Genomic DNA, 12379 nt, shown 5'->3' on the forward strand with positions numbered 1-12379 from the left:
GGCGGGCGCGGCGGAGAGGAGGTCGAGAGGCGGAAGAGACGAAGCGACGGAGCGACGGAGCGGCGGAGCAGTGGTAAGGCTTGGCTAAGTCTAAGCATCCGGTTCAAGCCATCCCACGGGGCCGACCGGTGGCCGGGCGGCCCGGGCAGAATGGCCCGCATGGCACCCTCCACGACATCGGTGACAACGACGGCATCCACCACATCCACGGCACCGCGTACGGACCGGCCGGGCCCGGTGGTCGGCTTCGACCTCGACATGACCCTCATCGACTCCCGGCCCGGTATCCACGCCGTCTACCAGGCGCTTTCCGCCGAGACCGGGGTGCACATCGACGCGGACCTCGCCGTCAGCCGGCTCGGACCGCCGCTCGACGAGGAACTGGCGCACTGGTTCCCCGAGACACGGATCGCGGAGATGGGCGACCGGTACAGGGAGATCTATCCCACATTCGCGATCGCCCCGGTCCTGGCGATGCCCGGCGCCCGCGAGGCGATAGCCGCCGTCCAGGCGCTCGGTGGCCGCGCGATCGTCGTCACCGCCAAGCACGAGCCGAACGCGAAGCTCCACCTCGGCCACCTCGGCATCGAACCGGACGCGGTCATCGGCCGGCTGTGGGCCGAGGCCAAGGGCGAGGCGCTGCGCGAGCACGGGGCGTCGGTGTACGTCGGCGACCACACGGGCGATGTGCGCGGGGCGCGTACGGCGGGGGCGCTCTCCGTGGCCGTACCCACGGGGCCGTGCGGCGAGGAGGAGTTGCGTACGGCGGGGGCGGACGTCGTCCTGACGGACCTGACGGCGTTCCCCGCCTGGCTGGAGGGGTACGTGAAGGGCGCGGCCCAGCTCTGACGGAGCCCGGCCCCGCGCGGGCGGCCCTACGCCCGCTGTGCCGGGCCCGGACCGGACGGAACGGCCCTACGCCCGCTGGGCCTTGTCCCGGTTGCGCTGCGCGGCGACCGAGCGCAGCACGCCCGCGCCGGCGACGGCGAACCCGACGCCCATCAGCATGGACACGGCGTAGGCGATCGTCGGGAACGGGTCCGAGCCGAGGAACAGCGGTGTGACCGTGACGAGCGTGGCCACGGCGCCGACGATGAAGACGATCGCGCCCGCCCGGACCAGCCCGTCGCCGGGCCCGGCCTCGTCGCGCGCGGTACCCGTCGGCCGGCCTGTTGATCGGGGTGCAGGAGTAGCAGTCACCTCACCAGGGTAGTTCCCTGCGGAAGGCAGCGGACAGGAACCGTCCGGCAACGTCTTGTCACCAGCCCCTGGGCCATTAGCCTTGGGTGTGGCGGGTCGACGACCCGCTGTAGTGCTATCCAGAGCCGTTTCGCGCGCGCCAGCGCCCCAACGAGTACAAGGACGAGGACAGACGTGCCTACCGGCAAGGTCAAGTGGTTCAACAGCGAGAAGGGCTTCGGCTTCCTCTCCCGCGACGGCGGCGGCGACGTCTTCGTGCACTCGTCGGTCCTCCCCGACGGAGTCGACGCCCTCAAGCCGGGCCAGCGTGTGGAGTTCGGCGTCGTCGCCGGCCAGCGCGGTGACCAGGCGCTCTCCGTGACGGTCCTCGACCCGACGCCCTCGGTGGCGGCGGCCCAGCGCCGCAAGCCGGACGAACTGGCCTCGATCGTGCAGGATCTGACGACGCTGCTGGAGAACATCACCCCGATGCTGGAGCGCGGCCGCTACCCCGACAAGGTCCACGGCGCGAAGATCGCGGGCCTGCTCCGCGCGGTGGCGGACCAGTTGGACGTCTGACCGGCGGCCGCCTCACGCCGGTCCCGAGAAGGCCGGAGCGCGCACGTCACGCCATGTCCCGTCCGACACGGCGTCACGTCCCCGCCTCCGGCCTTCTTCCGCGCCTCCACGGTCCTGCCCGCGGCCTCTGCCTCGGTGCGGGTCCGGGGCTCAGGCGAAGTCCAGCGCGCCCGTCGGGAGGGCCGGGACCAGGCCCTCCGCCGCCGCGCGGGTCAGCAGGCCGCGGATGGCGGCGTAGCCGTCCTCGCCCAGGTCCGCCGTGAACTCGTTGACGTACAGGCCGATGTGCTGGTCCGCGACGCTCGGGTCCATCTCCTGGGCGTGTTCCCGTACGTACGGACGCGACGCCTCGGGATCGTCCCAGGCCATCCGGACCGACCGGCGGACCGACTCGGCCAGCAGCCGCAGCGTCTCCGCGCCCAGGGAGCGCTTCGCGACGATCGCGCCCAGGGGGATCGGCAGGCCCGTCGTGGACTCCCAGTGCTCGCCCAGGTCGGCCAGGCTGTGCAGCCCGTAGTTCTGATAGGTGAAGCGCGCCTCGTGGATGACCAGTCCGGCGTCCACCTTGCCGTCCCGTACCGCCGGCATGATCTCGTGGAAGGGCAGCACGACGATCTCGCCCACGCCGCCGGGCACCACGTCCGCCGCCCACAGCCGGAAGAGCAGATAGGCCGTCGAGCGCTCGCTCGGTACGGCGACGGTCTTCCCGGTCAGATCGGCGCCCGCCTCCTTGGTGAGGACCAGGGGGCCGCAGCCGCGGCCCAGCGCGCCGCCGCAGGGCAGGAGCGTGAACTCGTCGAGGATCCAGGGCAGTACGGCGTACGAGACCTTCAGTACGTCGAACTCGCCGCGCTCCGCCATGCCGTTGGTGATGTCGATGTCCGCGAACGTGACATCGAGCTCCGGCGCCCCCGCCACCCGGCCGTGCGCCCAGGCGTCGAAGACGAAGGTGTCGTTCGGGCACGGCGAGAACGCGATCCGCAGCGGCTGAACGGCGGGGGAGGGCGTCATGACGGCTCCTCGAAAACAGGGGTGAGCAGGGTGAACGCGGTCCGCAGCGACTCCAGCGCCTGGCCGATCCGCCACGACGCGCGGTCGCGCGGGCCGATCGCGTTCGAGATCGCGCGGACCTCCGTACACGGTACGCCGTGGACGGCGGCGGCCTCCGCGACCCCGTACCCCTCCATCGCCTCCGCCGCGGCCCGCGGGTGACGCGCGGCCAGCTCCGCCGCGCGCGCGGCCGTGCCGGTCGCGGTCGAGACGGTCAGGACGGGCGCGAGGAGCGTGGGGAGCGCGGGATCGGCGCCGAGCACCGCCGCCATCCTGGCCGCGAGTTCCGCCGGCGGACGGTGTACGGAGCGGCCGAAGCCCAGTTCGTCGACGGCGGCGAAGCCGTCGGGGGAGTCCGCGCCCAGATCGGCCGCGACCATGGCGTCCGCGACGACGAGCGAGCCGATCGGTGCCCGCGGCAGGAAGCCGCCACCGATCCCGGCCGAGACGACCAGATGGTACGGAGGGTCGTACGGGGAGGCCGCGAGCGCCGTCGCCGTGGCGACCGCGGCGGCCGTCGGCCCGACCCCGCCCGCGAGCACGTCCACCACCGGTATCTGCACGGAGCCGGGGCGCGGCGTGTACTGGGCGTGGCCCGTCATCTCGTACCCGCCGGTCAGCTCCCGTACGCCACTGGCCGCGTACCGGCCGAGCCCGGCGGCCACGGCGTCGGCCTCCGCCGCCACGGCCGTCACGACGAGTACACGCACGGCGGAACCTCTCGAAGCGACGGTCGGGGTCGGGTCAGGGTCGGGTCAGCGCTGTTCAGGAACTCTTCTTGAACGCGAAGTGCCAGACACCGGTCAGCGACTTGCCCGTCGTCTCGACCACGCTGACCTGCGTCTCGTTGGTCGTCTCACCGGTCTGGCTGGAGAAGAACGCGCTGGCCGGGATGGACCGGTACGTCTTCTTGTACGGCTCCTGCTCGGCGGGCTGGCCGTTGATGAAGAGCGTCCAGCCGCGCTCGGCGATCTCCGGGTCGACACCGAAGCGGATCTTGTCGTCCACGGCGACCGTGATCGTCTTGTCGGCCTTCTTGTTGAGGCAAGGCTGCATGTCCGCCTCCTTGACGGCCTTGCCGTCGTTGTAGCAGGCGGCCTCGGTGTTGACGGAGTCGCTGTTGACCGTCACGGTCGCGAGCGGCGTCGGCTTGTCACAGGCGGCGAGGACGAGGAGTCCGGCGGACACCGCGCCGAGAGCCACGCCGGCCCGGCGGTACCTACCAGAGAAGAACGCAACGGTCATGGGCGGAAGGCTATCGGTCGCCCCCGTTCACGCCACACGCGGGTGCGGCGAGCCGCGCCGCGCCGTGGTCAGCAGCCCCCGTACGGCCACGAGCGCCCCCAGCGCCAGGATGCCCGCCGCCACGCCCAGCCCCAGCGCCCCGTTGAGCGGCAGCGCGATACCGATCGCGCCCCCGACCACCCAGGACATCTGGAGCAGCGTCTCGGAGCGCGCGAACGCGGACGTCCGCACCTCCTCCGGCACGTCGCGCTGGATCACCGCGTCCAGGGACAGCTTCGACAGCGCCTGCGAGAACCCGGCGACCGCGCACAGCACCGCCATCATCACGCCGCCGAAGAGCAGCGCCGCCAGGACCGTGGCGGACAGGGCGATGCCCAGCATCGTGGCGATGATCAGCTCGGGGGCGCGCGCCTTGAGCCACGCGCCGACCGTCGTACCGAGCGCGTTGCCCGCGCCGGCCGCGACGCCGACGATGCCGAGGGAGACGGCCGCGTTCTGGCCCGCGATCGGGTGTTCGCGCAGGAGGAAGGCGAGGAAGAAGGTCAGGAAGCCGGAGAGGAGGCGGTGCGAGGCGTTGGCCTGGAGGCCGTGGAGCACGGCGGGCCCGACCGTCCGCAGCGTGGGCCGCCGCTCCTTCTCCCGGCGGCCGTTCCTGCCGTGGTCCACGGTGACCAGCCGGGCCTTGCGCTCCCCCTTGGCCGAGTCCACCGTGGGCGGCAGCGTGAACGCCAGGACCGCACCGCCCAGGAAGATCACGCACGCCCCGTACAGCGGCCCTCGCGGCCCGATCAGATGCAGCCCCGCGGCGATCGGCGCCGCCACGCCGGTGGCCAGCAGACCGGCGAGCGTGACGCGGGAGTTGGCGCGTACGAGCGAGAAGCGCGGCGGCAGCAGCCGGGGCACGACCGCGCTGCGGACCACCCCGTACGCCTTCGACGCGACCAGCACCCCGAGCGCCGCCGGATACAGCTCCAGGCCCCCGGTGATCACCGCCGTCGACATGGCGATCGCGAGGACGGCACGGGTCAGCATGGCGGCGGCCATGGCGGCGCGGCGGCCGTGCGGCAGACGGTCGAGGAGCGGGCCGATCACCGGGGCGAGCAGCGTGAAGGGCGCCATGGTGACGGCCAGGTAGAGCGCGACCCGGCCGCGCGCCTCGTCGGTCGGTACGGAGAAGAAGACGGTCGAGGCGAGCGCGACGGTGATCATGACATCGCCCGCGCCGTTCACGGCGTGCAGCTCGATCAGCTTGCCCAGCCCCGACTCGCCCGCGCCGTGTGCGTGGGTCGCCTTCCTGATCCCGCGCGCGGAGGCGGTGAACGGCAGACGCACGGCGCGGCCGACGGCCCGCCCGGTCCTCCGGAGCGGGCCGCCGGACGCGTACGCGTCGGACGACCTTACGGCTGCCACCCCGTCATAGTGCCCCAAGGGCCTCTGGCGCGAACCGATCCGGCGCATGACGGGGCCGTGACGGTCCCATGACGGAGGAGCCGGCGCGGGCCGCCGGAGGGCCGGATGCTGTTCACGCGGTGGCGCCTGCCCTCGGTCGGGGCCGGGTACACGTACACCTGGTGCGGATACACCCGGGTGGCGGACGGCTGGGTCCGGGGCCGGCGCACCTCCCGCCCTCAGGGCCGCGCACCTCCCGTCCCCGCGCCGCGCCCGTACCGTACGGCGCCGGGGGGCTCGCCCGTACGGGCACGGGAGGGTCCCCGCGCAGTTCACCGTGGGGGTCCACTCGGTTACGGCCAGGTTGCGGAGTGGCCCGAAGTGCGGGAAAGACGACGCGCAGGTGGGCGGCGGGCGGCGGAGGGGGTAGCGTGCGTAGCGCGCCACCGGCGGTTGTTCTCGGCCGCGCGCCTCTTTGGCATCCCGCAGAATGGATGACAGTAGGCGTGCCCGAGGAGAGATCGGGCGTGGACGTCGATGCGGCCCTCTGGTCCGCTCCGCCCTCGGCTCGTACATCGCGATTCGGCCGGCGCACCCGTGAGACGGCGTAGGAGAGAAGCGAGACCTGTGAGTGCTGCGACGACGCGAAGCCGAATCCCTGACCGTCTGTGCGCCGAGGCGGTAGACCTCGCCCGGTCGGCTGCCGAGGAGGCCGCCGCACCCGGTGTGGTCGGGGAGCATGTCTCGGCGGTGGCTGACGGGGACAGGGTCGTCACCCACTTCTTCGAGTGCAAGGAGCCCGGTTACCGGGGCTGGCGCTGGGCGGTGACGGTCGCCCGCGCCTCCCGCGCGAAGAACGTCACGCTGGACGAAACGGTGCTGCTGCCCGGCTCGGACTCCCTGCTGGCCCCCGAATGGGTGCCCTGGAGCGAGCGGCTGCGCCCCGGCGACATGGGCCCCGGCGATCTGCTGCCCACCGAGGCGGAGGATCTGCGCCTGGAGCCCGGCTACTCGGGCGAGGACATGCCCCCGCCGAACTCCGTGGTCCCCGAGGTCACGCCACGGAACCTCGCGGACCTGGTCGAGGCGGAGGACGCCGCCGAGGTCGCCGCCGATCTGGTCGAGCCGGGGGAGCCCGGGGCGCCCGGGGAGCCCGGGGAGCCCGGCACCGTACCGGTCCGCGCCACGATCGCGGCGGTCGCGGAGGAGCTGGGCATGCGCCGGGCGCGGGTCCTCTCCCGCTACGGGCTGCATGTGGCCGCCGACCGCTGGGACGAGTCCTTCGGCGCGAAGACCCCCATGGCCCAGGCGGCGCCCGCCCCCTGCGTCTCCTGCGGCTTCCTGCTGCCCCTGGCGGGCTCGCTGCGCCAGGCCTTCGGTGTCTGCGCGAACGAGTTCTCCCCTGCGGACGGCCACGTCGTCTCCCTGGCGTACGGCTGCGGCGGTCACTCGGAGGCGGCCGTCATGCCCAAGCCGCTGCGCCCGGCGCCCCCGGTCCTGGACTCGGTCGGCACGGACGCCTTCCCGCTCCGCCCGGCACGGGACAGCGGCTCGGTCCTGACGGGCGCGGTGACGGACGGCGACACGGAGGACCTGGGGCACTCGTAGCCCGGCGGACGACTCGGCGCGGGCCCGCTCCTCCTGGGGTGCGGTTCCCCCGCTGCCCGCGCACGCACGGCTGCCCCCGCCGCTCCGGCACCGGTGCCCCGAGCGTCCGGGGCCGTCCGGGGGCGTGCTGCCCGGGGGCCCGCACGGCACCCCGGCGCGGGCCGGGCCGGGCGGGGCGGCAGCGGCGCACGGGGTCCCGGGTCGAAGGCCATGCCCGTACGTTCGTACGGAACGTCCGTCTCCGTACCTCTGTCCCCCGAACCGAGATCGGACCGTGCCCGGCCCGGTGCCGCCTACCGCCCACACGAGGCGGCGCGGGGCCCCGCCGCACGGGATGGCTACCGAGTGGCGCCGTCAGGCCAGAGCACGGTGACCGGTACACCCACACGCTCGGCGTGGGCCACGACATCGGCGGTGCCGCCGTAGCCGCGTGCGGGCAGGCCGTCCCAGACGGCGAGCACGAGGTCGGAGAGGCCGACCAGGATCTCGCTCCCGGCCTGGTGGGCCTCCGAGGTGGATTCCTTGAGGCCGGTCCGGTGTGTGCCGGTGGCTCGGGACAGGAACGAGTCGTAGTCGCGGTGGTGCCAGTCAGGCAGTCCGGCGCGGTATTCGTCCGCCGGGATGACCACTTCGAGACGCCCGCCGACGGCGAGAACGGCCTGGGCCCACCAGGCGTCGGGCCCGTCCGCGATGCAACTCACGCCGACGAGGTCTGATGCGTCGAAGGCCGCTGCCCGTTGGGTGAGCAGTGCCTTCACCTGGAGCTCGACGGCAGGCGGCAGCCCACGGTGCCCGGTGATGCCGACGCGCATGGAGGGTTCCTCCTACAGGTACACGAAGACGGGTGACGAACTCGTGCAGCGGGATGAGTCGCGGTGACAGCTACGGCTAGCGCAGGTAAGTGCGTTGCCAGTCGATCGAGGACATGCCCTGTGCGGCGTCGGCGAGTTCGATGGCTGAGGCGGTCTTGAGCTTTGCGCGGGTGCTGTCTACCCATTCCTGGGCGTTGCGGTAGCCCTGTTCGAGGTACTCCAGGCCCTGGATCATGCACTCCAGCTTGTCCGCGTCATGGGCGACCACGACTTCCAGGGAGTCGCCGTTCTCGTAGTCGTCGACGATGGCCTGTACGCCTGCTGCCACGGCGGGGTGGGCGTCGGCCACCTGGTCGGCGGTAACGGTCTCGTTCTTCTTCGCGTCGAGGTAGCGGCGGCCGATCCACGGGATGTCGCCGACTCGTGTCTCCTGGGTGTCGTGGAAGGTGCACAGCAGTGCAACGCGTGCGGGGTCGGCCCCCTCCATCATGGCGAGTATGGAGCCGATGACCGCGGTGCGGAAGCTGTGCTCGGCAATCGTCTCGGGGTCCTTCACTCCGACGATCCACCAGCCCGACCGCTTCGAGCGCTTCAGGGCGCCCATCTCCATCAGGTAGCTCACGGAACCCTTGGCGTGCCGGTCATCGCTCATGCGGCGGTGACCAGTTCGCGGGCCCGCTCGTTGAAGTCCGCGACGAGCCGGTGGTTGCCGAACGGCCGCATGCGCCGCTGGAGGTCCTGCACCGCCTCCACGCAGCGTGAGGATTTCACCTGGCGCGAGAGCGTCAGCGTTCGTACGCCTGCCGAGTAGGCCGATTCGAGGTCGCTTCGCTGGAGATGCGCGACGGCGAGCGCGGCGTGTGACATCGCGCCCCGCCTGGCTCGCCTCTGCTTCTTGGCGTGGGCGATGGACCGGCGTGCGTGTTCTTCGGCCGCCCCGGAGTCGCCCAGGTCCCGGAAGGTGTTCGCGTGTTCGCCGTGGAGATACGCCGGGTCGATGAAGGCGGCCCACTCCTGTTCGGCCTCCGGCCGTGCCCGCTCGAACGCCTTTTCCGACTCCGTCACCGCGTGCGCCGCAGCCGCCTTGTCCCCGAGGACGGCGAGAGCCCGCGCCTCCAGGCACCACAGGTCCGCCAGGCAGGCCGGAGAGTCCGTCCTGGAGAGTCCGTGGCGCCCGGCCTGGGCCAGCCGGCGGCCTTCAGCGGGATCACCGAGCAACGTCGCCTGATCTGCCATTCCGGCGAGGACATGCGCGCCGAGCCCTGGATTTCCCGACTCCTCCGCGAGGCGGAGTGACTGGATCAGGTAGCGCTGCGCTGTGCCGTGTTCGCCGTTGTCGTAGGCCATCCATCCCAGGAGGTAGGTCTGTTCGGCCGCCGCTTCGCACAGGGCGCGGCGTACGTCTGCGCCGTGGGTACGGCGCAGCAGCGGATACACGTGCTGCGACATGTATTCGGCCAGCACGAGGCGGCCCGAACCGCCGCCCTGGAGTACGTCCATACGCTGGAAGGTGGAGAACATGTTCCGTACGGCGGAGACGTCTTCGAGCCGCACACGGGGTCCCGGCTGCGGCTGCTGGTCGAGGGTGTTCATCAGCCAGTCCCGCGAGGGGCCCACTCCTGCGACGGCGGTGAAGGGTGCGGCGGAAAGGAACTTGCGTCGGTCCACGTCAGCTCTCCCCAGGTCTGCGACGACTTCCACGGTAGCCGTGTACGAGGAGTTGTACATGAGCGCCGCGTCCGTGGAACTGCCGTCACCGAGCCCGAGATCGTAGGTCGTGACGCGGAATCCGAAGTGATCGGAGAAGACTGCGGCGAGGATGTCCGGGATCGGCGTCCGAGGCGTTTCGCCTTGGAGCCAGCATCTGATACGGGTCGTATCCGGCGAGATATGGGGCTGTTGCCAAGCGATGGCCTTGGATTTGACGCGTCGAGATAACTCTCCACGGCTCATCATGGAGCGATCGAGCCACTGTGCGAACTTGTCGTTCGGCGTCCTCATGCTCACCACTTTCTACGACGGGGAGTAGCGGAAGCGACACTCTTCGACACCCCTGGGGACGGTACCCGCACCCGGCGTTCCCGTGTTCTCTGTTCACAGGAACCGATCGGTCACGGGGAGTTATCACCATGACGAACGAAGCGCGATACGGCAACTCACCGAATCCTCGGGCCGGGGAGCCTCGTACGGCCTGCGTCCCGCCAGGCGCGTTACGCGCCTGCCGCTGCCGGCCCTTACCCGGGATCCCCGTGCAGGCTATGTTTCCCAGCGCCCCGGAAGTCGTCTCGGCCGCCCGGGACTTCGTCCGCGACGTACTGGCCCAGGAGGCACCCGGCCTCCATGACCAGCAGATGGACGATGTCCGGCTGATCGTCTCGGAGTTGGTGACGAACGCCGTGCGGTACGGGACCGAGCCCGGGGATTCGGTGCTGGTCGTGCTGGCGGTCACGGATACGCGGGTGCGGGTGGAGGTGCGGGATCCGGTGCGGCGGCGGCCCCGGTTCCGGGTGGCGTCCCAGGAGCGTGACCGGGGCAGGGGGCTGATCATCGTGGAGGCGCTGGCGGAGTGCTGGGGTGTGGCCGATCGGCCGTTCGGGAAGGCCGTGTGGGCCGAGGTGGCCCGGTGAGCGGGCCGTCCGGCGGTCAACCGGGCGCCGCCGGTGCGGTGTTCGTGGCCGAGGGTTCCGCGCCCGTGCCGTATGCCGCTGCGGGCGCGTCCACGTACCGGCATCCCCGGCCCGAAGTGCCCGTCCTGCGGGACTTCCGGCCCACCCAGCACGTACGACGGCGGAGTGCGGGGCGCCGGGTGACGCCCAGGCTTCGGCGTCCTGCGCCGGTGCTCGTGCTCGCTTCGGCCGCGCTGGTCGTGCTCGTCCTGAGCCTCGTCGGCGCCCACCTCGGCCGGTAGGCCCGCCGGGCGCACCGCTCCGCTTGGCCGGTGGGCCCTGCCGGGACCGTACGCCTCCCGCTGCCCCTCGAACCCCCGCTCCGGCCGGTACTCCCGGCGAAGGAACGACCGGCCGGAACGGGACAGGGCCCGGACAACCGGGCCCGGCAACTGCACCCAACGGCACAGGAGGCCAACGATGCGACACCCCACCGGCCCGGTCAAGCACGGCGGCGACGACACCGACAGCGGCGGCGACGACACCGGAGGCTCCAGCTCCTCCGGTGGCTGCGGCGACGGCGACGGCTGCGGGCGCCGATAACAGCAGCGTCAGTACGACACGGCGGCCCCGGCCTTGCCCGGACGGGGCCGCCCCCGAGGAGTCCCCATGCCACCCCACCACCACGCCTACCTCTGGCTCGGCCACGGCACCGTCCTCGTCAAGCCCGGCGATGCCCACCGCCGCCCCGGTCACCCCGAGTTCCCCGCCGCCCCCGTCATGCCCCTCGAAACCGCCGACTGGCTTCTCAAGGCGTCCGCCCATGTCCGGGCGACCTTCGCCCGGCCCGCCGAGGCGGCCGCCTGGTACGCCGATCAGCTCCGGCGGCACTCCGGGATGCTCGTGGGCACGTACGCGCCCACGCCCGGCCCGGCCGAGATCATCCGGCGCCTCGCGGCCCGCGACGACCTCGTCGGGGGCTGGTGGGCCACCGGGGGGCGCTTTCTCCACCTCGGCCTCGTCGCGTGCGGACCGCATCCCTTACGTCCCCGCCACCCCTGCCCCCTGCCGCGACCGTAGGGCCGTTCGTACCGGCGGCGCCCGGCGACGTGCGGATGGCTCAACTGCCGATGGACGGGTCGGCGGCGGCCGTCCGCGTGGTCAGGTCGGCGTCCGTGATGGCGCGGAGCGTGCGGCAGGGCGTTCCGACCGCGACCACCATGGGCGGGATGTCCCTGCTGACGACGCTGCCCGCGCCGATCACCGATCCGTAACCGATACGGACGCCCGGCAGGACGACGGCGTTGCTGCCGATCCACACCTTGTCCTCGATGACGATCGGCTCCGAGAACCGCCCGAAGTCGGTACGGCGCGCCGGATGGACCGGGTGGCCCGTCGTCGTGAGCGTCACGTTGGGGGCGATCATGACGCCGTCCCCGATGCGGATCTCGACATCGTCGACGAACGCGAGGTTGACGTTGCCGAAGAAGTCGTCGCCGATGTGGACGTTGCTGCCGAAGCCGGCGCTGAACGGCGCGTTCAGGATGGTGCGCTCCCCGACCGAGCCGAGGATCGCGACAAGGAGCGCTCTTCGCGTGTCGGTGTCGCCCGGCGGGGTGTGGTTGTACTCGAAGATCAGGTCGGTCCGTCGCAGCGGGGCCTGGAACGCCGCCTCGGACTCCGTGTGGACGAGGCCCTGCCGTATGCGGTCCAGGACCTCCTTCTCGTCGCTCCCCAGCACGTCAGTGCTCCCCTCACCCGTACGGACGGAACCGGCGGCGCCTGACGTTAGCGGCTTCGGCGACGGCACCACAACGAAGGGTGAGACGCCCGTCACATCCGCCGATGTCACATCCCGCCGCGCCGCCCCGTCCAAGGGGTGTCAGCGCAACGACGGCCGCACGACAACGG

Annotated in this window: 16 protein-coding genes; 7 read left to right on the forward strand and 9 right to left on the reverse strand. The window is 72.1% G+C overall.

Annotation, left to right across the window (positions count from 1 at the left end; genetic code table 11):
- Nucleotides 1-150: 150 nt before the first annotated feature.
- Complete coding sequence (locus ACIQ7D_RS17190) at nt 151-849, forward strand: HAD family hydrolase (protein ID WP_403938259.1); 699 nt, start codon at nt 151-153, stop codon at nt 847-849.
- 66 nt (nt 850-915) lie between these two features.
- On the opposite strand, the gene ACIQ7D_RS17195 is transcribed toward ACIQ7D_RS17190, so the two are convergent.
- Nucleotides 916-1200, reverse strand: a complete 285-nt coding sequence (locus ACIQ7D_RS17195; protein ID WP_403938261.1) for a hypothetical protein — start codon at nt 1198-1200, stop codon at nt 916-918.
- Between the two features lie 174 nt (nt 1201-1374).
- Between ACIQ7D_RS17195 and ACIQ7D_RS17200 the strand changes: the two genes are divergently transcribed.
- The gene (locus ACIQ7D_RS17200; protein WP_384915336.1) at nt 1375-1758 is read left to right on the forward strand and encodes a cold-shock protein; all 384 of its coding nucleotides are present in this window, start codon (nt 1375-1377) and stop codon (nt 1756-1758) included.
- Nucleotides 1759-1908: 150 nt separating this feature from the next.
- Here ACIQ7D_RS17200 and ACIQ7D_RS17205 read toward each other — a convergent pair whose 3' ends face one another.
- The 4 genes from ACIQ7D_RS17205 to ACIQ7D_RS17220 are packed head-to-tail and all read right to left on the reverse strand — an operon-like array spanning nt 1909 to nt 5463.
- Nucleotides 1909-2769 (reverse strand): 1,4-dihydroxy-6-naphthoate synthase, encoded by an 861-nt coding sequence (locus tag ACIQ7D_RS17205; protein ID WP_403938263.1) that lies wholly within the window; start codon nt 2767-2769, stop codon nt 1909-1911.
- Entirely contained in the window at nt 2766-3518 is a 753-nt protein-coding gene (locus ACIQ7D_RS17210; RefSeq protein WP_403938265.1) for a futalosine hydrolase, read from the reverse strand. Before ACIQ7D_RS17210 ends, ACIQ7D_RS17205 begins: the two co-directional genes overlap by 4 nt.
- Before the next feature lie 55 nt (nt 3519-3573).
- Nucleotides 3574-4053: a DUF2771 domain-containing protein gene (locus ACIQ7D_RS17215; RefSeq protein WP_403938266.1), complete on the reverse strand. Its 480-nt coding sequence runs from the start codon at nt 4051-4053 to the stop codon at nt 3574-3576.
- A gap of 27 nt (nt 4054-4080) precedes the next feature.
- Nucleotides 4081-5463: an MFS transporter gene (locus ACIQ7D_RS17220; protein WP_403938267.1), complete on the reverse strand. Its 1383-nt coding sequence runs from the start codon at nt 5461-5463 to the stop codon at nt 4081-4083.
- A 606-nt stretch (nt 5464-6069) separates the two neighbouring features.
- Between ACIQ7D_RS17220 and ACIQ7D_RS17225 the strand changes: the two genes are divergently transcribed.
- Nucleotides 6070-7050 carry a DUF3027 domain-containing protein gene (locus ACIQ7D_RS17225; RefSeq protein WP_403938269.1) on the forward strand — a complete coding sequence of 327 codons (981 nt, stop codon included), beginning with the start codon at nt 6070-6072 and terminating at the stop codon, nt 7048-7050.
- Between the two features lie 338 nt (nt 7051-7388).
- On the opposite strand, the gene ACIQ7D_RS17230 is transcribed toward ACIQ7D_RS17225, so the two are convergent.
- The 3 genes from ACIQ7D_RS17230 to ACIQ7D_RS17240 all read right to left on the reverse strand — a co-directional run bounded on the left by ACIQ7D_RS17230 (nt 7389) and on the right by ACIQ7D_RS17240 (nt 9863).
- Nucleotides 7389-7862: a hypothetical protein gene (locus ACIQ7D_RS17230; RefSeq protein ID WP_403938271.1), complete on the reverse strand. Its 474-nt coding sequence runs from the start codon at nt 7860-7862 to the stop codon at nt 7389-7391.
- A 76-nt stretch (nt 7863-7938) separates the two neighbouring features.
- Nucleotides 7939-8514, reverse strand: a complete 576-nt coding sequence (locus ACIQ7D_RS17235) for an HD family hydrolase (RefSeq protein WP_403938272.1) — start codon at nt 8512-8514, stop codon at nt 7939-7941.
- On the reverse strand, nt 8511-9863 hold the full coding sequence (locus ACIQ7D_RS17240; RefSeq protein WP_403938274.1) for a transcriptional regulator: 1353 nt from the start codon (nt 9861-9863) through the stop codon (nt 8511-8513). Before ACIQ7D_RS17240 ends, ACIQ7D_RS17235 begins: the two co-directional genes overlap by 4 nt.
- A gap of 257 nt (nt 9864-10120) precedes the next feature.
- On the opposite strand from ACIQ7D_RS17240, the gene ACIQ7D_RS17245 reads away from it, so the two are divergent.
- The 4 genes from ACIQ7D_RS17245 (at nt 10121) to ACIQ7D_RS17260 (ending at nt 11548) form a co-directional block, all read left to right on the forward strand.
- Nucleotides 10121-10489 carry an ATP-binding protein gene (locus ACIQ7D_RS17245; protein WP_403938276.1) on the forward strand — a complete coding sequence of 123 codons (369 nt, stop codon included), beginning with the start codon at nt 10121-10123 and terminating at the stop codon, nt 10487-10489.
- Nucleotides 10486-10770, forward strand: coding sequence for a hypothetical protein (locus ACIQ7D_RS17250; protein WP_403938278.1), 285 nt, complete (start codon nt 10486-10488; stop codon nt 10768-10770). Before ACIQ7D_RS17245 ends, ACIQ7D_RS17250 begins: the two co-directional genes overlap by 4 nt.
- Before the next feature lie 178 nt (nt 10771-10948).
- A complete protein-coding gene (locus ACIQ7D_RS17255; RefSeq protein ID WP_403938280.1) occupies nt 10949-11071 on the forward strand; it encodes a hypothetical protein in 123 nt (40 codons plus the stop codon).
- Between the two features lie 66 nt (nt 11072-11137).
- Nucleotides 11138-11548 (forward strand): hypothetical protein, encoded by a 411-nt coding sequence (locus ACIQ7D_RS17260; RefSeq protein ID WP_403938281.1) that lies wholly within the window; start codon nt 11138-11140, stop codon nt 11546-11548.
- 40 nt (nt 11549-11588) lie between these two features.
- Here ACIQ7D_RS17260 and ACIQ7D_RS17265 read toward each other — a convergent pair whose 3' ends face one another.
- Nucleotides 11589-12209 (reverse strand): sugar O-acetyltransferase, encoded by a 621-nt coding sequence (locus ACIQ7D_RS17265; protein ID WP_403938283.1) that lies wholly within the window; start codon nt 12207-12209, stop codon nt 11589-11591.
- Nucleotides 12210-12379: the final 170 nt, after the last annotated feature.

Origin of the sequence: Streptomyces sp. NPDC096310, from assembly GCF_044763125.1 — a bacterium.
In the GTDB taxonomy this organism is placed as follows: Bacteria; Actinomycetota; Actinomycetes; order Streptomycetales; family Streptomycetaceae; genus Streptomyces.